The following is a 17,776-nucleotide window of genomic DNA, read 5'->3' as shown; positions in this document are numbered from 1 at the left end:
ATTACCTTATCTTTCTACTAGGCCAAGCGTATGACGCAAAAGTGGACCTTTAAGTGGTGGAAGGTTATCTATTACGGCTAACCCAAGATTACGCCCAATGCGAGCGGTCATAAAATCGTTTGAGAACAGGTGAACTAGGCTTGAAGTCAACGTGATCGTTGCGTCTCTATCTTGTTCTCTACGTTTTCTAAAGTTAACAAGACCACGGTAACGACCCACATCATCCAACTGAGTACACAACTCTTCTGCCAAGGAAGCCACGTCTCGGATACCTAGGTTAAAGCCTTGCCCCGCAATGGGGTGAAGCGTTTGAGCAGCATTACCAACAATGGCAAATCGATGAGAGATATTTTGCTGTCGGTGACGAAGAATCAGTGGATAGCTCGCACGCTTGCCGACTTTCTCTAATCGGCCAAGTCGCCAACCAAAATCGCTCTGAAGCTGCTCAAGGAATTCGTCGTCGTTAAAAGCCATAACTTTATCGATTTGCTCCGGCGGTAAACACCAAACCAGAGACAAACGGTTATCACTCATCGGCAATAGAGCGACTGGCCCATGATGGGTAAAGCGCTCAAATGCGCGACCTTGATGGGGTTCGCTCGCCACGATATTGGCAATCACAGCAACCTGTTCAAAGTCATGTTCATTCAGTGGGATATTGAGTTGCTGACAACAGGTTGAGATTGCACCGTCAGCCGCAACCAGTAACTTAGTCGTTATGGTTTGCCCACTGTTGAGTTCGATAGTTGTCAGTGACTCACTTCGCTCAACTTTCGCTACCGAGTCCGGACACAACATCGTAATTGCCGCTTCTGATTCCAGCTTCTGCTGATAAATTCGACCAACATCGGCTAACTCGACTACATAGCCAAGTGCATCTACAGCCAGTTCTTCACTATAGATATCCGTCATCCCTGCATGCCCACGATCCGATACATGGATATCTTTAATCGGGGTCGCTACCGGAGCGATAGACTGCCACAGGTGCAGAGAGTCAAGGATCTGTACCGTGCCATAAGACAAAGCGATCGAACGAGAATCAAACCCAGGATGAGCTTGATGATCAACCTGATAAGGCTCAACCACCGCAATCGACAACGAGTCTTGGCTTAGGCGGTTCAGAGCAAGGGCTAACGTCGCCCCCGCCATTGCACCACCAGCAATTACAACATCATATTGAGCCATCATAACCTCAAACCGACAAACGATTAGTGAATGGTTGGCGCCGCATCTTCAGATGGGCGTGCACCAAATTCAGCATGAATCGTTAATGCACACGCTTTTACGTGCTCAATAACGTGCTCTAGAAGTTGTGCTTGTTCTTCCAGATCATCTTCTTCATCAATGCCTAGCTTTGCCATCTCTTCAAGATCAGCCAACGCTTCTTTCGTGCCTTCAGACGCTTTGTTCAATTGAGCGCCAACAAGACCTAAACCAGAGATGAAATGGTTAATCCAATCAGACACACCGTCAGCCAAGTCAAACAGGCTTGCGCTTGCGTCTTCGTCAGGCAGCAACATAGACAATTCCATGCCTGAACCTGTGATTTCACTGGTCGTTACTTTCAATGTCGCTTCCGCTAGCGTTAACGCGCTATCTGGCCAGCCCATACCTTCGTTGGTGTAATCAAAGATCAGCGGTTGCCAACTCTTATCTGCTAGGCTTAAGCCTCCGCTTAACATACCCGTTAATAAACCATGCATCTCAGCAGGGGTTACGGCTAAACTTGCCGATTGAAGTTCAGTCGCAACCGTTAGGTAATCAGGTAAAGTAGTTTCGCTCATCAGATAGCTCGCTCAGTTATTCTTTATATCGATAGTATAATCGTACCACTTCACCCCAATTCTGGTAAGCATCGATCCCCAGCAATTGAAGGATGACTGACTACCAATTGTTCAATTTGCTGAATTACTGTGTGCTCAAGCTCTCATTTACAAACAGTCACTCTGAAAAGCTTGAATCTTAATAGCGGTTTACCTATAGTTTCTCCCTCAGAGGAGATTGCTTCCTCATCGGTACTTGCACTTTTTCTTTCTCAAAAAATGGCGAAGGGCAATAGCCTTAAAATAGCGCGTTAAAGAGTTCATCCATCATGAGTAATCAAGCGGTAGACGTTGAAATATTAGGAAAACTGACTCGAGTGAATTGTCCACCAGGGCAAGAAGAGTCATTGATTGCAGCGGCGGCCGATCTTGATAATCGATTGAAAGAGATGGCTGAACGTACTAAGGTAACCAATGAAGTGAAGCTGCTGACTATCGCAGCTCTGAATATTTGCTACGAATTACAAACCAAGAAGTTTGAAGCAAATGATGAACAAAACGCACTGACCGAGCGAATGGAACAGCTCACGACATCACTTTCAGATGTCCTCAGTAAAGTTAAGCACGGACAGCAATAGCGTACACAAAATTTACCCTGGAGTGTTTGTCAGAGGATTCACGTCCCCGAGCCGATAAGCAATCCCTAAGGGTTAGTACTTGAGTGCTATTGAGCATGCTCGGTCCGCCGAGAAGCCTACGGTAATCATTGCTGATCCGCCTTGAACTCGCTGGTTCAAGGGCCATCTATTCTCAACGGCACTTTGGGGTATCCCTTCTTATGAAGACGCTCACACGCAGCGAATTTCGCAAACAGATCCGTATCAAACGCAATGCCTTATCTGGCGACCAGCAAACTCAATCCGGTATAGACTTAGTTAAGCAGTGTTCTCAGCTCAATGAGATTCAGTCAGCTCAACATATTGCCCTCTACATCTCTATCGATGGCGAACTCGATACCCAGCCTTTGATCGAATGGTTATGGGCGCAAGGTAAGCAAACTTATTTACCAGTATTACACCCCTTCTCTGCCGGACACCTGTTGTTTCTACATTATTCTCCAACCACACCCACTGTTTTGAATAAGTACGGAATCGTTGAACCCCAACTTAATCAAATGCTGGTTAAACCTTGCCAGCAACTCGATCTCATTCTTACGCCCCTTGTCGGCTTTGACTCTCATGGCCATCGTTTAGGTATGGGCGGCGGATATTACGATCGCACCTTGGCGAAGTGGTTCGAAACGGGCGAAGGCGCAACTCCTATTGGTTTGGCTCATGATTGCCAACATGTTGATACCCTACCGATTGAAGAATGGGACATTCCGTTACCTAAAATCGTGACTCCAAGTAAAACTTGGCAATGGGAAAACAACCATTAAAGCGCTATAATCGCGCCGCAAACGTTAACCTCGATATATAAACGTTAACTTCAATACGCGAACGATTAATTCAAAGCGCAAGACCTTATTCAGGAGAATGGCATGACTCAAGATGAAATGAAAAAAGCAGCTGGCTGGGCAGCACTTCAATATGTTGAAGAAGGCAGCATTGTAGGTGTAGGTACTGGCTCAACAGTAAATCACTTCATCGACGCACTTGGCACAATGAAAGACAAAATCAAAGGTGCGGTTTCAAGCTCTGTAGCCTCTACTGAAAAACTAGAAGCACTAGAAATCAAAGTATTTGAGTGCAACGACGTATTCAAGTTAGACATCTATGTTGATGGTGCAGACGAAATTAACGCTTCACGCGATATGATCAAAGGCGGCGGCGCTGCTTTGACTCGTGAAAAAATCGTAGCGGCTATCTCTGATAAGTTTGTGTGTATTGTTGACGGTACTAAAGCAGTTGATGTGTTGGGCAAATTCCCACTGCCTGTTGAAGTAATCCCAATGGCACGTTCGTACGTTGCTCGTGAGTTAGTTAAGCTTGGTGGTGACCCAGTTTACCGCGAAGGCTGCACAACCGATAATGGCAACGTGATCCTAGATGTGTACGGCATGGCGATCGAAAACCCGAAACAACTAGAAGATATCATCAATGGTATTGCTGGTGTGGTGACGGTTGGTCTGTTCGCTCACCGTGGCGCTGATGTGGTTATCACTGGCACGCCTGAAGGTGCAAAAATCGAAGAATAAATAATGGAAGATTGAGTTTTTCTGTTACTTCATTACATACGGTGCCCTAGGGCGCCGTTTTTTTTGCTTTATTGCTGTAAAATTATGTCTTATTCCGTAATTTTCTTACCCAAAACATTTTTTTTTTGTTACTTTATTGTTCAGAAGACGCACAGGGAAAACGTTTGTCTCCTAACAAAGTGGTGAATTTGTTCCCCTTTCAGCCATTTTGTAGCACGTGCGCCGCATTTGCCCAACCTTTCCATTTTAAGGACGAGAACAATGGCCAAAGTTTCACTGGAAAAAGAAAAAATAAAAATTCTACTTCTAGAAGGTCTTCACCCTTCTTCTGTAGAAGTACTGCAAGCCGCTGGTTACACAAACATTGAGTACCACAAAGGCTCGCTACCGGAAGATGAACTTCTTGAAGCAGTTAAAGATGCTCACTTCATTGGTATTCGTTCTCGCACTAACATCTCCCAAGAAGTTATTGATGCAGCTGAAAAACTGGTTGCCGTTGGTTGTTTCTGTATTGGTACTAATCAAGTCAACCTTCAAGCAGCAGCAAAACGCGGTATCCCTGTGTTCAACGCACCGTTCTCAAACACTCGAAGCGTTGCTGAACTTGTTCTTGGCCAGGTTTTACTACTACTACGCGGCATTCCAGAAAAGAACGCTCTTGCTCACCGTGGCATCTGGAAAAAGAGTGCAGACAACTCTTACGAAGCCCGAGGTAAGCGTTTAGGTATTATTGGCTACGGTCACATCGGTACTCAACTGGGTATTATTGCTGAAAACCTTGGCATGCGTGTTTACTTCTACGACATTGAAAACAAACTGTCTTTGGGTAACGCAACGCAAGTTCATACCATGACCGAACTGCTGAATAAGTGTGATGTGATCTCTTTACACGTCCCTGAAACCAACGAAACAAAAGACATGATGGGTAAAGAAGAGTTCGAGCGCATGAAGCCTGGTTCTATCTTTATCAATGCAGCACGTGGCACAGTGGTAGATATTCCAGCTCTGTGTGGCGCTCTAGATTCTGGTCACCTTGCAGGTGCAGCGATCGACGTTTTCCCAACAGAACCAAAAACCAATGCAGACCCGTTTGAGTCGCCATTGATGCAGTTCGACAACGTGATTCTTACACCTCACGTAGGTGGTTCAACTCAGGAAGCACAAGAGAATATCGGTGTTGAAGTGGCTGGCAAGCTAGCGAAATACTCTGATAACGGTTCTACGCTATCAAGTGTTAACTTCCCAGAGGTATCTCTACCGCTACACACGGGCACGTCTCGTTTGCTGCACATTCACGAAAACCGCCCAGGTATCCTAACTCAGATCAACACCATCTTCGCTGAAGAAGGCATTAACATCGCGGGTCAGTACCTACAGACTGCGGCTGATATGGGTTATGTAGTTATCGATGTAGAAGCGGATCGTTCAGAAGAAGCATTGCTTAAACTGAAAGAGATCGAAGGCACAATCCGTGCTCGTCTACTTCACTAATCATCGAACTCGATATTAGTAAAAACAAAAAGGCTCTCATTATGAGAGCCTTTTTAGTATTTGGCCTATCGTAGGTAATTAGATCATCATGATCCAAAAGCCTCTATAGCGATGTCATTACTCTTCGATTTGGTAGATCACATTAACGCGATCGCGAATGGTGATCGTTGAGTCTTCATAAGAGTTCGATTCAGTTCTCGCATCCATCGCCATTGAACGCATGAGCACAGGCTGAGAAGATTGTGCGTTGTAATCAACACGCCAAACATCACCTAGCTCACGCTCAAAACCACTCGCTAATGATTTGGCTTTTGATGTCGCATCTTTAATAGCTTCTAAGCGCGCTTGCTCTTGATACTTAGCTTGGTCGCGAACTTGCAGCTGAATGTTATCGATCTGATTAATGCCCTGCCCGATAGCAATATCCATGTATTCATTAAGGTTCGCTAGCTCATTAACTTGAACGGTCACATTACGTGAGGCGCGGTAGCCAACCAGTTCAGGTTTACCATCTTTTGGATAATGGTATTGAGGAGATAGGTACAGGTTCGAGCTGTGAACACTCGCCTCATCAACACCAGCTTGATGCAACTTATTTAGAAAGCCTGTCACGACTTTATCAACGGTATTTTTAGCCTGTTCAGCAGTCATCGTAGATTCCACGACTCTCACAGAGAATGTCGCCATATCAGGTGTCGCGATCACTTCACCATAGCCTGTCGTTGAAATATGAGGAAAGGATGGAGAGTCTGCCAATGATGGAAAACTCACAGCACTCAAGGCCGCAGTAAGAGTAAGAGACGTTGCTAACATCTTTGGTACAAGCTTCATTAGGTATGACCTATGCTAAACAAATGTACTTTCATCATAGAGCAATTTATCGTTTAGCCAATCCAGAGCACGCACTTCTAACAGAACTTTGACGCTGAAAAAATCAACAGCTTACTGAGGCAAGTGATTGTGAGCAAAACTTAATACCGCTTGGGATACCTCTTTTAACACCCCACTCTCGAGCTGCCAATGGTGCCAATAAATGCGATAAGACAGCAGAAAGCCAGGGGTAATGTCAATAAGATCACCAGACTCTAGCTCATCGATAATCTGCAATCGAGGAATCAAGCAATAGGCAACACCCGACAACGCTAAACGCACAAATGCTTCCGAGCTGCCGACAGTATGATTAATCACACTGTCTCTCGGGACGTTAAAATGATCATGCAAAAACTTCTTATGCAGGTCATCGTATTGATCATAGGAAACCGCAGGCGCCTTGCTTAACGTGGCGTAATTTACGCCCTCTGAAAAGTAACGCTGATGAAAATCAGGGCTAGCCACGCAAACATAATCCATCCTACCGAGATAATCGGCACTGCAGCCTGGAATCGCTTGAGACTCCAAACTGATTGCACCGGCCACCTCGCCACTTTTTATCTTTTCAATGGTTCTCGACTCACCATGAATCGCGAGGTTCAACTCGACTTGGCGAGATTTCATCACATCCGACAAAGCCGGTAGCAGCCATGTCGCCAAACTATCAGCGTTGGTGGCTATGGATATCGATAGTGGCTGAGTTCCCTCTTCATTCATCAACTCAGGCACAAGTTCGTGCTCTAACAAACGAACACGACGATATAAGCCCAGTAATTTTTTACCCGCAGGCGTTGGCCTAGGCGGGCTTTCTCTCACTAAGGCAGGCTGAGCCAACCACTTTTCCAGCTGTTTGATGCGCTGAGATACCGCCGACTGGGAGATATATAACTGCTCAGCAGCCCTTTCGAAGCTACGTTGTTTTACTACGGCATCCAGTGCTTCTATCCACTTATAATCCAATCCACGCATCAATTTGCTTCCTTTTTAAGCTAACTCAATGCCACATTAGCAACTCTAATAATAGATTAAAATCATTAATTATACTTATTTAAAGGGTCGGAGTATCTTCGCCATATAGCACGTAAATATCGTTAAATAAGTGGAGGTTAAAATGAGTTTTTGGGTTTTATTACAAGGTTTTGGTCTAGGGGCAAGCATGATTATCCCTATTGGCGCTCAGAATGCGTACGTCCTAAATCAAGGGATAAAGCGCAACCACCATTTAACCACTGCAACAATCTGTAGCCTGCTCGACACTCTGTTTATCTCATTGGGTATCTTTGGTGGCGGTGCGATTCTGTCGCAAAATGAATTGCTACTCACCTCGGTCACGTTAGGCGGCATCGCTTTTCTAACCGTGTATGGTTTGTTATCACTACGCAGTGCCTTTAAAGCGCCCTCAAGCGAGGAGTCAAAAGGAGAGATACTGGCTCGTGGTAAGCGCACCGTTATTTTGGGCGCATTGGCGGTTACTGTGTTAAACCCACATCTCTACTTAGATACGGTGGTGATTCTTGGGTCGATTGGCGGGCAGTTTGAAGGTAACGACAGAATTGCTTTTGCTATGGGAACCATCTTGGCTTCATTTGTTTGGTTTTACTCTTTGTCACTGGGCGCGGCAAAGCTAGGCCCAACGCTATCTAAACCGAATGTTAAGAAAGGCATTGATATCGCTGTAGCAACTATGATGTTCGCAATTGCTGCTGTGCTTACCAATGGACTGGTTGAGCAATACTGGTAAGCAATTAAAGAACAAAGACTGTCGACCAAGCCAAAGATGACATCAGTAACTCATTAATATAATGAGTTACGCTAGAATGACTCGAATTTTACTGTTAAGTTCACTCAGCGCAGCTTCAAGGCTTGGTTCCGGTTGGCTCAAGTGATTTATCAAGGTCATGAAATAGCTATCCATAATCAATGGCATTTTTTCAGAAATAGATGCATCGACATTAACAGTCTGAAAGAGTGCCTGATCAAAGGTACGGTAATAGTCTAGATCCCAAATGACCTCTTTGAGTAACGCTCGACTTAACTCAACATTATCAAAATAATAGCTGTAGTAGTGTCCAATTAGCGAGATACCGATATCCACAGCACGTTTATCTTGCTCAGCCGCTAACACCTCCTGACCAATCTTTTCCAACTGTGATAGCATTCCTTCTCGAAGAATAGTCAGCTTGGTTTCAAAATGACTAAACACCGTGCCATCTGCCACACCCGCGTGGCGAGCGATCTGTCGAGTTGTGGTGTTGTCATAACCATTTTCCCCAAACAACTCCCAAGCAGACGCTAAGATCTTCTGTTTCGTTATCTCTCTCTTACTCACGAAAATACATCCTTCTCTAATCAAGCTTGATCATACTCTTAGTGCTCTAATTTGACAAATTGAGCGCGCTCAATTATAAAATGAGCGCGCTCAATTTAACTTTGGAGATACGGACATGATGAATATATTAAACCGACTGGGACAAGTGCTGATTTTTCTGCCCACGATCTTTTGCTTCTCTTATCTACTTCGACCGCTACTGATGATGATTCTGATTCCTGGCGGTTTATGTTTATTGGCTATTTTGGGAGGACAAGAAGTAAGAAAGCCCTTATATGCGATGTTAAAAACATCGTTGTGGCCGACGTCGAGTAGAACACGAAATAGGGATATACAAAGAAAAGAAGCTAAGCAGTAACAACAACTAACGAGTAAAAGGAATGATATTGAAGACAACAAAAAAGGCGGATAACCTAAGTTATCCGCCTTTTTATTCAACTTGTCGAAGCTTTATTAGCCCTCAACTTTGTTCATGTGAACATCCATTTGTGGGAATGGAATTTCGATACCTTCTTTATCCAAGCCTTCTTTGATTGCTTGCATCAGGTCGAAGTAAACATTCCAGTACTCTGCGGTGCTAACCCATGGGCGAACCACGAAGTTAACAGAAGAGTCAGCAAGTGTGTGAACACCCACTTGAACGCCTGGTTCTTTCAACACGCGCTCGTCAGATTCACAGATCTTAGTCAGAAGTTCTTTGGTCTTTTGTAGATCAGCACCGTAAGAAACACCGATCATTAGGTCGATACGACGTGTGTCATGACGAGAGTAGTTAGTAATTGGGCTACCAATAACGCTACCGTTTGGTACCACTACCATTTTGTTATCTGGCGTTGTTAGAACCGTTTGGAAGATCTGAATTGAATCCACTGAACCTGCTACACCACCAATTTCCACATAGTCACCAGACTTAAATGGACGGAATGCAACGATAAGTACACCAGCAGCAAAGTTAGATAGTGAGCCTTGTAATGCAAGACCAACGGCTAAACCAGCCGCACCAATAACAGCAACTACAGATGCCGTTTGAACACCTAATCGACCTAGTGCAGCAATTAAAACAATAACAAACAATAGGTAGCGAACTAAGCCGTGAATAAATTCCACAACCGCTCGGTCCATTTTCTTCTTCTGAAGAACCTTAGACACGCTATTCGCTACTGCTTTAACAATAAGGTTACCAATAAATAGAATTATCAGTGCTGAAATGATATTTACGCCATATTGGATAAATAAATCTGAATTATTTGTTAACCACTGCTCTGCTTGAGACAAACCATCCACAAGTGGAGTCTCAACCGCTGTCGAACTCTCAGCCATAATGTGCATCCTCTATATAATATGCTATGGGCTAAACTGCCTTAAGCCTAATTTACTCTACAATATAATAAACAGTTTAATGACCGTTAAGTCATTGTGTTCAAAGTAAATTAAAGCCAAGTCCTTTTTATAAACTGAACCAAGTTCAGTTTTTCGGCACGATATCCTATCTTTGACAGATTGCAAAGTCATATTTATGTAAGCTTTTGAATTATTGAAACTTACCAATAAATACAAATACCGATAACTCAATCCTAGGAAATTTATTCACCACACGCTAGGTTTTTCACATATTTAATACAAGTTTTTATCAGACATAAAAAAACCCGCTCAATGAGCGGGTTTTTAAAACTTAAAGAGTACCTAATTCAAAGAATTATAGTACGTCGATAGCGTTAAGGTCAGCAAATGCTTTCTCAAGACGAGTAACCATTGAAGCTTGACCAGCACGTAGCCATACGCGTGGATCGTAGAACTTCTTGTTTGGTTGGTCTTCGCCTTTAGGGTTACCGATTTGACCTTGTAGGTAATCGAAGTTTTCAGCAGAGTAAGTACGGATACCATCCCAAGTTGCCCACTGTGTATCAGTATCGATGTTCATTTTAATAACACCGTAGCCGATAGACTCTTGGATTTCTGCTTCAGAAGAACCAGAACCACCGTGGAATACGAAGTTTAGAGCGTTAGGTGCAATACCGAACTTCTCTGCACAGTATGCTTGAGAGTCACGTAGGATAGTTGGAGTAAGTACAACGTTACCAGCTTGGTAAACACCGTGTACGTTACCGAAAGAAGCCGCGATAGTGAAACGAGGGCTAACTGCGTTTAGGATTTCGTAAGCGTAAGCTACATCTTCAGGAGAAGTGTAAAGCTCAGATGCGTCCATATCAGAGTTATCAACGCCATCTTCTTCACCACCAGTACAACCTAGTTCGATTTCTAGAGTCATGTTCATTTTAGCCATGCGCTCTAGGTACTTAGCACATGTTTCGATGTTCTCTTCTAGAGACTCTTCAGAAAGATCGATCATGTGAGAAGAGAAAAGAGGCTTACCAGTTTGTGCGAAGAACTCTTCACCAGCGTCTAGTAGACCGTCGATCCATGGAAGAAGTTTCTTAGCAGCGTGGTCAGTGTGCAGGATAACTGGAACACCGTAAGACTCAGCAACAGCGTGTACGTATTTTGCACCAGCAACAGCGCCAAGGATTTGTGCGCCTTGACCTTCAAGTTTAACGCCTTTACCAGCGAAGAAACCAGCACCGCCGTTAGAGAACTGAACAACAACAGGAGCTTTAACTTTAGCAGCTGCTTCTAGAACACCGTTGATTGAATCAGTGTTAACAACGTTTACAGCAGGAAGTGCAAACTTGTTCTCTTTTGCGATTTCAAATACTTTCTGTACGTCATCGCCAGAAATTACACCAGGTTTTACAAAATCGAAGATCTTAGACATGGAAATAGTCCTATTTATTCTATCGTTTTAAGATTAAAAAACTTAAGTTCAAAAACTTGCAATCGTTTGCTCACAACTTATGTCATTCTAGCAAAAAAGTGTGATATGCAGCAAACGTTAAAAGGCGAGATTCACATCTCGCCTTTCTAAATCAATTATGCTTTAGCACGCTCTTCAAGCATTGCTACTGCAGGAAGTACTTTACCTTCAACGAATTCAAGGAAAGCGCCACCGCCAGTAGAGATGTAAGAAACGTCAGCTTTGATACCGAACTTGTCGATAGCTGCTAGCGTGTCACCACCACCTGCTACAGAGAAGCCTGCAGACTCAGCGATTGCTTTAGAGATACCAGCTGTACCCGCTTCGAAGTTTTTGAATTCGAATACGCCTACAGGGCCGTTCCAAAGGATAGTTTTAGCGTTGCCGATGATTTCAGCTAGTGCCGCAGTTGAATCTGGACCAAGGTCGAAGATCATGTCGTCGTCTTGAACTTCAGAAACGTGCTTGATTTCAGCTTCTGCGTTTTCGTCGAATGCTTTAGCACATGCAACGTCAGTCGCTACTGGGATAGCACACTCTTTCATTAGTTTTTGAGCCGTTTCAACTAGGTCAGCTTCGTATAGAGACTTACCTACGTTGTGGCCTTCAGCAGCGATGAATGTGTTCGCGATACCACCACCAACAACAAGCTGGTCAGCAATTTTAGAAAGAGATTCTAGAACTGTTAGTTTAGTAGAAACCTTAGAACCACCAACGATAGCCACTAGTGGGCGAGCTGGGTTGTCCATTGCTTTACCAAGCGCTTCAAGCTCAGCAGCTAGAAGAGGGCCAGCACATGCTACAGGAGCGTAAGTACCAACACCGTGTGTAGAAGCTTGAGCACGGTGAGCTGTACCGAATGCATCCATTACGAAGATGTCACATAGTGCAGCGTATTGCTTAGAAAGCGCTTCTTCGTTCTTCTTTTCGCCTTTGTTAAAGCGAACGTTTTCAAGAACAACAAGTTCACCAGCGTTTAGCTCTAGGCCGTTTACGTAATCTTTAGCTAGTTTAACTTCGCAGTCTAGTGCGTCGTTTAGGTAGTTAACTACAGGAGCTAGAGAGAACTCTTCGTTGTATTCGCCTTCAGTAGGACGACCAAGGTGAGAAGTAACCATTACCTTTGCGCCAGCTTCTAGGCAAAGTTTGATAGTTGGTAGAGATGCAAGGATACGTGCATCTGAAGTTACTTTACCGTCTTTTACTGGTACGTTTAGGTCAGCACGGATAAATACGCGTTTACCTGCAAGTTCCAGGTCAGTCATCTTGATCACAGACATGATTTGTCCTCTCAAATTTAAATAAATATAAAGTTTTGGAAACTCAGCAACCCTGCTAAGCCTATAAATTATTCAACTGGTAATTCTTTCACTACCAATAATATGTGGACTCTTAGTATTTATTTCAAGCTAAAAAATAAATAATCCGCACATTTGCTTCTAGGTCTTACTTCTTGCCTTCAGAAGCTTGCATTGCAAGAACCGTATCTAGCATTCGGTTCGCAAAGCCCCATTCATTGTCACACCACACTAGCATTTTAACTAAGTGGCCGTTGCTCACTCGAGTTTGTGAACCATCAACGATTGCGCTATGGGGATCGTGATTAAAGTCGATGGAAACGAGCGGCGCTTCAGTATAGTCAACTATATTGTGTAATGTACACTGGGATGCATTAACAATGGTTTGATTTACGTCATTAACTTTCACATTTGCATTAATTGTGACACTTAAATCCATCGCTGTTACGTTTACCGTCGGCACACGCACAGATATAGCTTCAAATTTGTTGGAAAATTTCGGGAAGATTCTTTCAATACCTTTATGCAACTTGGTATCGACAGGAATGATCGATTGGCTTGCCGCTCGAGTACGACGCAAATCGCTGTGGTACGCATCGATAACTTGTTGATCATTCATTGAAGAGTGAATAGTCGTAATAGTACCGGACTCAATGCCAAAGGCGTCATCAAGAACCTTAATGATAGGGACAATACAGTTGGTGGTGCATGAGCCATTGGAAACGATTCGGTGGTCCGCTTCAATGGTATCGTGATTCACACCATAGATAATGGTGTTATCGAGGTCATTGGCACCAGGGTGAGAAAACAGTACCTTTTTTGCCCCAGCAGCAATGTGCGCTAGGCCGTCATCTCGGCAACCATAAACTCCGGTACAGTCGAGAACAATATCCACTTCTAGGTCACGCCAAGGCAACAGCTCAATACCAGCAAGATGTAAGATACGAATGGTATCGAACTCACCTTTATCTTCCGCACCAATGCCGTGATGGACATAGATGTGCTCTTGATCGTTGGAGATTTTCTTGCCGAAGCGGCCGTGACTAGTGTCGTATTGCAATAGATGAGCCATAGCGTCAGGCTGAGCAAGCTCATTAACAGCTACTACTTTGATTTGTTGGCTTTTGCCACTTTCATAGACAGCGCGTAATACATTACGCCCTATTCTTCCAAATCCGTTTATCGCGACTTTTAGCATAGTTCCGTACATCTAACCAAAATTTCGTGCAACAGATGATAACTGAATCCTACCCAAAAGGCATTACTTGAATAACGCCGTTTAGTTAAGACAGGTTAATCTGTTGCTTGTAGAGATAAGCCTAGAAGAAACAAATCCCAGATACAAAAAACCGAGCTCAGCGCTCGGTTTTTTCCTTCATTTAACTGTTAGCACAAGGCCATCAGTCAATGATTAAGCAAGAAGCTCTTTCGCTGTGTTTACTACGTTTTCAGTAGTGAAACCGAACATCTTGAATAGCTCACCTGCTGGTGCAGATTCGCCGAACGTTGTCATACCGATGATCTTGCCACCGAAGCCAACGTATTTGTACCAGAAGTCAGCGATGCCAGCTTCTACTGCGATACGCGCTGTAACGTCAGATGGAAGTACAGACTCACGGTATTCAGCGTCTTGCTTGTCGAACGCGTCAGTTGCAGGCATAGATACTACGCGTACTGCTTTACCTTCAGCGGTTAGTTGTGCAGCAGCTTCAACTGCAAGCTCAACTTCAGAACCAGTTGCAATGATGATTAGCTCTGGCTTGCCTTCACAATCTTTCAGGATGTAACCACCCTTAGCGATGTTAGCAACTTGCTCAGCATTACGATCTTGTTGTGCAAGGTTTTGACGAGAGAAGATTAGAGATGAAGGACCATCTTTACGCTCAATAGCCAGTTTCCAAGCAACAGCAGACTCAACTTGGTCACATGGACGCCATGTGCTCATGTTTGGAGTCAGACGTAGAGAAGCGATCTGCTCAACCGGTTGGTGAGTAGGGCCATCTTCGCCTAAGCCGATAGAATCGTGCGTGTAAACTTGGATGTTCTGAACTTTCATCAGAGCAGCCATACGCATTGCGTTACGCGCGTATTCCATGAACATTAGGAACGTTGCGCCGTATGGCACGAAACCACCGTGCAGAGCGATACCGTTCATGATAGCCGTCATACCGAATTCACGTACACCGTAATGGATGTAGTTACCAGAGAAGTCAGTTGCTTCAAGAGACTTAGAACCAGACCACATAGTCAGGTTAGAAGGCGCAAGGTCAGCAGAGCCGCCCATGAATTCTGGAAGCATTTGACCAAACGCTTCTAGTGCGTTTTGAGATGCTTTACGTGAAGCGATGTTTGCTGGGTTAGCTTGAAGATCAGCAATGATTGCGTTTGCTTTCTCTTCCCACTCAGCGGGTAGCTCGCCGTTAGTACGACGTTTGAATTCAGCTGCTAGCTCTGGGTAAGCCGCTGCGTATGCGTCAAACTTCGCGTTCCACGCTGCTTCTTTCGCTGCGCCTGCTTCTTTCGCATTCCACTCAGCTGCGATATCTGCTGGGATTTCGAAAGGACCGTGTTCCCAACCCAATGCTGCTTTAGTTGCTGTGATTTCATCAGCACCTAGTGGAGCACCGTGACAGTCATGCGTACCCGCTTTGTTTGGAGAACCAAAACCGATGATAGTTTTAGTACAGATAAGCGTAGGACGAGGATCCGCTTTAGCCGCTTCAATCGCTGCGTTGATAGCGTCAGAGTCGTGACCATCTACTGCTGGGATTACGTGCCAGCCGTATGCTTCAAAACGCTTAGGTGTATCGTCAGAGAACCAACCTTCAACTTCACCATCGATAGAGATGCCGTTGTCATCCCAGAAAGCAACCAGCTTACCAAGACCTAGCGTACCTGCTAGAGAACATGCTTCGTGAGAGATACCTTCCATCAGACAGCCATCACCCATGAATGCATAAGTGTAGTGGTCTACGATGTCGTGGCCTTCTTTGTTGAACTGTGCCGCCAGTGCTTTCTCAGCCATTGCCATACCAACAGCGTTAGTGATGCCTTGACCTAGAGGACCAGTCGTTGTTTCGATACCAGGAGCGTAACCGTACTCAGGGTGACCTGGAGTCTTAGAGTGCAGTTGACGGAAGTTTTTCAGGTCTTCAATTGAAAGCTCGTAACCTGCAAGGTGAAGCAGAGAATAAATCAACATTGAACCATGGCCGTTAGACAGAATAAAACGGTCGCGGTCAGCCCACTCTGGGTTTGCTGGGTTGTGGTTCAAGTGGCCACGCCAAAGAACCTCAGCGATGTCAGCCATGCCCATAGGTGCGCCTGGGTGGCCTGAATTTGCTTGTTGAACACCGTCCATGCTAAGTGCGCGGATTGCATTGGCTAGATCTTTACGAGAAGGCATGTCTGCTCCTGGATACATAAGCGATTTAAAAAAGAGATAATTGCTAAAGTTTTCATTTTTATTAGCGCGGGTATTCTCTCAAACGACTATTGCGACTGCAAACGTTTTACTGGCATTTTAACGGTCATTTTTCGCAATTTTCGAACATTTACATCACTTAGCAGTGGCTTATCTCGATCGATACGCAAACGATTAGTTATGACATATCATAAAAAAGAGCTTGTAATTCGACCGCTGGAATTTAGAATAGCCGTCTAGATGTAGAAACACCTACAAAATATACTGTATTTAATGGCGGCGCTTCCTAGCTTGCGACGCCATAAACTATTTACACCAAAAACTTAAAAGTGGAGCTCTCATGGCTAAGCACCTATTCACTTCTGAATCTGTTTCAGAAGGTCATCCAGATAAAATTGCAGACCAAATCTCTGATGCTGTTCTTGATGCCATCTTGGAACAAGATCCAAAAGCACGTGTTGCTTGTGAGACTTACGTTAAAACCGGCATGGTTATGGTTGGCGGTGAAGTGACAACGTCTGCATGGGTTGATATCGAAGAAATCACTCGTGAAACAGTACGTGAAATTGGTTACGTTCATTCTGATATGGGCTTTGACGCTGACTCTTGTGCTGTTCTAAACACAATTGGTAAGCAGTCTCCAGACATCAACCAAGGTGTTGATAAAGAAGACCCTAAAGAGCAAGGCGCAGGCGACCAAGGCATCATGTTTGGTTACGCGACTAACGAAACTCCTATCCTAATGCCAGCTCCAATTACTTACTCTCACCTTCTTGTTAAGAAGCAAGCTGAAGTACGTAAGAGCGGTAAACTTGACTTCCTTCGCCCAGATGCGAAATCTCAAGTTACTTTCCAATACGACCAAGGTAAGATCGTTGGTATCGATGCTGTTGTTCTTTCTACTCAACACTGTGATTCAGTAACAACGCCTGACCTACGCGAAGCAGTAATGGAAGAAATCATCAAGCCAGTACTTCCTGCTGAGTGGATCAACAAAGATACTAACTTCTTCATCAACCCAACAGGCCGTTTCGTAATCGGTGGCCCAATGGGTGACTGTGGTTTAACTGGTCGTAAGATCATCGTTGATACCTACGGCGGCGCAGCTCGTCACGGTGGCGGTGCATTCTCAGGTAAAGATCCATCAAAAGTTGACCGTTCTGCAGCTTACGCGGCTCGTTACGTTGCGAAAAACATCGTTGCTGCTGGCATGGCTGATCGTTGTGAGATTCAACTGTCTTACGCTATTGGTGTTGCTGATCCAACATCTATCATGGTTGAAACGTTCGGTACTGAGAAAGTAGCGCACGAAATCATCATTGAAGCAGTTCGTCAAAACTTCGACCTACGTCCATACGGCCTTCAAGAGATGCTGAACCTTCTTCAGCCTATCTACAAGCAAACTGCTGCATACGGCCACTTCGGTCGTGAAGAGTTCCCTTGGGAAGCGACTGACAAAGCAGCAATCCTTGCGGACTTCGCTGGCCTAAAATAATTTAGCCACTGCGATTTGTTTCTTTAAAGCCCTTACTGCTTAGTAAGGGCTTTATTTTTATGTACTTACCGAACTTTCACTCACAATACCCTTCTCC

16 protein-coding genes and 1 other RNA gene are annotated in these 17,776 nt (G+C 44.5%); 7 read left to right on the top strand and 10 right to left on the bottom strand.

The genetic code is table 11. From position 1 onward, the window contains the following. Positions 1–6 precede the first annotated feature (6 nt). The gene (gene ubiH, locus CWO13_RS21720; protein WP_107899445.1) at positions 7–1,185 is read right to left on the bottom strand and encodes a 2-octaprenyl-6-methoxyphenyl hydroxylase; all 1,179 of its coding nucleotides are present in this window, start codon (positions 1,183–1,185) and stop codon (positions 7–9) included. A 23-nt stretch (positions 1,186–1,208) separates the two neighbouring features. Continuing rightward, positions 1,209–1,784: a YecA/YgfB family protein gene (locus tag CWO13_RS21715; protein ID WP_107899444.1), complete on the bottom strand. Its 576-nt coding sequence runs from the start codon at positions 1,782–1,784 to the stop codon at positions 1,209–1,211. A 308-nt stretch (positions 1,785–2,092) separates the two neighbouring features. On the opposite strand from CWO13_RS21715, the gene zapA reads away from it, so the two are divergent. The 5 genes from zapA to serA all read left to right on the top strand — a co-directional run bounded on the left by zapA (position 2,093) and on the right by serA (position 5,451). Beyond that, positions 2,093–2,401 (top strand): cell division protein ZapA, encoded by a 309-nt coding sequence (gene zapA, locus CWO13_RS21710; protein ID WP_004735366.1) that lies wholly within the window; start codon positions 2,093–2,095, stop codon positions 2,399–2,401. A gap of 11 nt (positions 2,402–2,412) precedes the next feature. Further along, positions 2,413–2,595, top strand: a non-coding RNA gene (ssrS, locus tag CWO13_RS21705) — 6S RNA. Positions 2,596–2,601: 6 nt separating this feature from the next. Then, complete coding sequence (locus CWO13_RS21700; protein ID WP_102431719.1) at positions 2,602–3,201, top strand: 5-formyltetrahydrofolate cyclo-ligase; 600 nt, start codon at positions 2,602–2,604, stop codon at positions 3,199–3,201. A 102-nt stretch (positions 3,202–3,303) separates the two neighbouring features. Further along, on the top strand, positions 3,304–3,960 hold the full coding sequence (gene rpiA, locus CWO13_RS21695; protein ID WP_048605825.1) for a ribose-5-phosphate isomerase RpiA: 657 nt from the start codon (positions 3,304–3,306) through the stop codon (positions 3,958–3,960). 261 nt (positions 3,961–4,221) lie between these two features. Next, positions 4,222–5,451 (top strand): phosphoglycerate dehydrogenase, encoded by a 1,230-nt coding sequence (serA, locus tag CWO13_RS21690; RefSeq protein ID WP_055319631.1) that lies wholly within the window; start codon positions 4,222–4,224, stop codon positions 5,449–5,451. A 117-nt stretch (positions 5,452–5,568) separates the two neighbouring features. On the opposite strand, the gene CWO13_RS21685 is transcribed toward serA, so the two are convergent. Together CWO13_RS21685 and CWO13_RS21680 are read right to left on the bottom strand one after the other, a co-directional pair. After that, positions 5,569–6,282 (bottom strand): oxidative stress defense protein, encoded by a 714-nt coding sequence (locus tag CWO13_RS21685; protein ID WP_048611414.1) that lies wholly within the window; start codon positions 6,280–6,282, stop codon positions 5,569–5,571. Positions 6,283–6,393: 111 nt separating this feature from the next. Continuing rightward, the gene (locus tag CWO13_RS21680; RefSeq protein ID WP_102478912.1) at positions 6,394–7,290 is read right to left on the bottom strand and encodes a LysR family transcriptional regulator ArgP; all 897 of its coding nucleotides are present in this window, start codon (positions 7,288–7,290) and stop codon (positions 6,394–6,396) included. Positions 7,291–7,432: 142 nt separating this feature from the next. Between CWO13_RS21680 and CWO13_RS21675 the strand changes: the two genes are divergently transcribed. Further along, positions 7,433–8,062: a LysE/ArgO family amino acid transporter gene (locus tag CWO13_RS21675; protein WP_102431279.1), complete on the top strand. Its 630-nt coding sequence runs from the start codon at positions 7,433–7,435 to the stop codon at positions 8,060–8,062. Positions 8,063–8,128: 66 nt separating this feature from the next. On the opposite strand, the gene CWO13_RS21670 is transcribed toward CWO13_RS21675, so the two are convergent. The 6 genes from CWO13_RS21670 to tkt all read right to left on the bottom strand — a co-directional run bounded on the left by CWO13_RS21670 (position 8,129) and on the right by tkt (position 16,166). Next, positions 8,129–8,650: a TetR/AcrR family transcriptional regulator gene (locus CWO13_RS21670; RefSeq protein WP_102431280.1), complete on the bottom strand. Its 522-nt coding sequence runs from the start codon at positions 8,648–8,650 to the stop codon at positions 8,129–8,131. Between the two features lie 453 nt (positions 8,651–9,103). Beyond that, on the bottom strand, positions 9,104–9,970 hold the full coding sequence (gene mscS, locus CWO13_RS21660; RefSeq protein WP_102431282.1) for a small-conductance mechanosensitive channel MscS: 867 nt from the start codon (positions 9,968–9,970) through the stop codon (positions 9,104–9,106). Between the two features lie 376 nt (positions 9,971–10,346). Then, complete coding sequence (gene fbaA, locus CWO13_RS21655; protein WP_060982706.1) at positions 10,347–11,423, bottom strand: class II fructose-bisphosphate aldolase; 1,077 nt, start codon at positions 11,421–11,423, stop codon at positions 10,347–10,349. 155 nt (positions 11,424–11,578) lie between these two features. Continuing rightward, positions 11,579–12,742: a phosphoglycerate kinase gene (locus tag CWO13_RS21650; RefSeq protein WP_017059064.1), complete on the bottom strand. Its 1,164-nt coding sequence runs from the start codon at positions 12,740–12,742 to the stop codon at positions 11,579–11,581. A gap of 166 nt (positions 12,743–12,908) precedes the next feature. Continuing rightward, positions 12,909–13,958, bottom strand: a complete 1,050-nt coding sequence (gene epd, locus CWO13_RS21645) for an erythrose-4-phosphate dehydrogenase (RefSeq protein ID WP_107899467.1) — start codon at positions 13,956–13,958, stop codon at positions 12,909–12,911. 213 nt (positions 13,959–14,171) lie between these two features. Then, positions 14,172–16,166, bottom strand: coding sequence for a transketolase (tkt, locus tag CWO13_RS21640; protein ID WP_048605833.1), 1,995 nt, complete (start codon positions 16,164–16,166; stop codon positions 14,172–14,174). A gap of 358 nt (positions 16,167–16,524) precedes the next feature. Here tkt and metK point away from each other — a divergent pair, with 358 nt between their 5' ends. Continuing rightward, positions 16,525–17,679 (top strand): methionine adenosyltransferase, encoded by a 1,155-nt coding sequence (gene metK / locus CWO13_RS21635; RefSeq protein ID WP_017062234.1) that lies wholly within the window; start codon positions 16,525–16,527, stop codon positions 17,677–17,679. Positions 17,680–17,776 lie beyond the last annotated feature (97 nt).

This window comes from Vibrio sp. ZF 223 (assembly GCF_003050585.1).
GTDB classification, from domain to species: domain Bacteria; phylum Pseudomonadota; class Gammaproteobacteria; order Enterobacterales; family Vibrionaceae; genus Vibrio; species Vibrio crassostreae.
This window is presented reverse-complemented; position numbering and strand designations above follow the sequence as displayed.

Coding starts and splice junctions, on each gene's coding strand:
- epd (WP_107899467.1), bottom strand. CDS start 13,958: ATGCTAAAAGTCGCGATAAACGGATTTGGAAGAATAGGGCGTAATGTA.
- ubiH (WP_107899445.1), bottom strand. CDS start 1,185: ATGGCTCAATATGATGTTGTAATTGCTGGTGGTGCAATGGCGGGGGCG.
- mscS (WP_102431282.1), bottom strand. CDS start 9,970: ATGGCTGAGAGTTCGACAGCGGTTGAGACTCCACTTGTGGATGGTTTG.
- metK (WP_017062234.1), top strand. CDS start 16,525: ATGGCTAAGCACCTATTCACTTCTGAATCTGTTTCAGAAGGTCATCCA.
- serA (WP_055319631.1), top strand. CDS start 4,222: ATGGCCAAAGTTTCACTGGAAAAAGAAAAAATAAAAATTCTACTTCTA.
- CWO13_RS21685 (WP_048611414.1), bottom strand. CDS start 6,282: ATGAAGCTTGTACCAAAGATGTTAGCAACGTCTCTTACTCTTACTGCG.
- CWO13_RS21680 (WP_102478912.1), bottom strand. CDS start 7,290: ATGCGTGGATTGGATTATAAGTGGATAGAAGCACTGGATGCCGTAGTA.
- fbaA (WP_060982706.1), bottom strand. CDS start 11,423: ATGTCTAAGATCTTCGATTTTGTAAAACCTGGTGTAATTTCTGGCGAT.
- rpiA (WP_048605825.1), top strand. CDS start 3,304: ATGACTCAAGATGAAATGAAAAAAGCAGCTGGCTGGGCAGCACTTCAA.
- tkt (WP_048605833.1), bottom strand. CDS start 16,166: ATGCCTTCTCGTAAAGATCTAGCCAATGCAATCCGCGCACTTAGCATG.
- CWO13_RS21700 (WP_102431719.1), top strand. CDS start 2,602: ATGAAGACGCTCACACGCAGCGAATTTCGCAAACAGATCCGTATCAAA.
- CWO13_RS21675 (WP_102431279.1), top strand. CDS start 7,433: ATGAGTTTTTGGGTTTTATTACAAGGTTTTGGTCTAGGGGCAAGCATG.
- CWO13_RS21650 (WP_017059064.1), bottom strand. CDS start 12,742: ATGTCTGTGATCAAGATGACTGACCTGGAACTTGCAGGTAAACGCGTA.
- CWO13_RS21715 (WP_107899444.1), bottom strand. CDS start 1,784: ATGAGCGAAACTACTTTACCTGATTACCTAACGGTTGCGACTGAACTT.
- zapA (WP_004735366.1), top strand. CDS start 2,093: ATGAGTAATCAAGCGGTAGACGTTGAAATATTAGGAAAACTGACTCGA.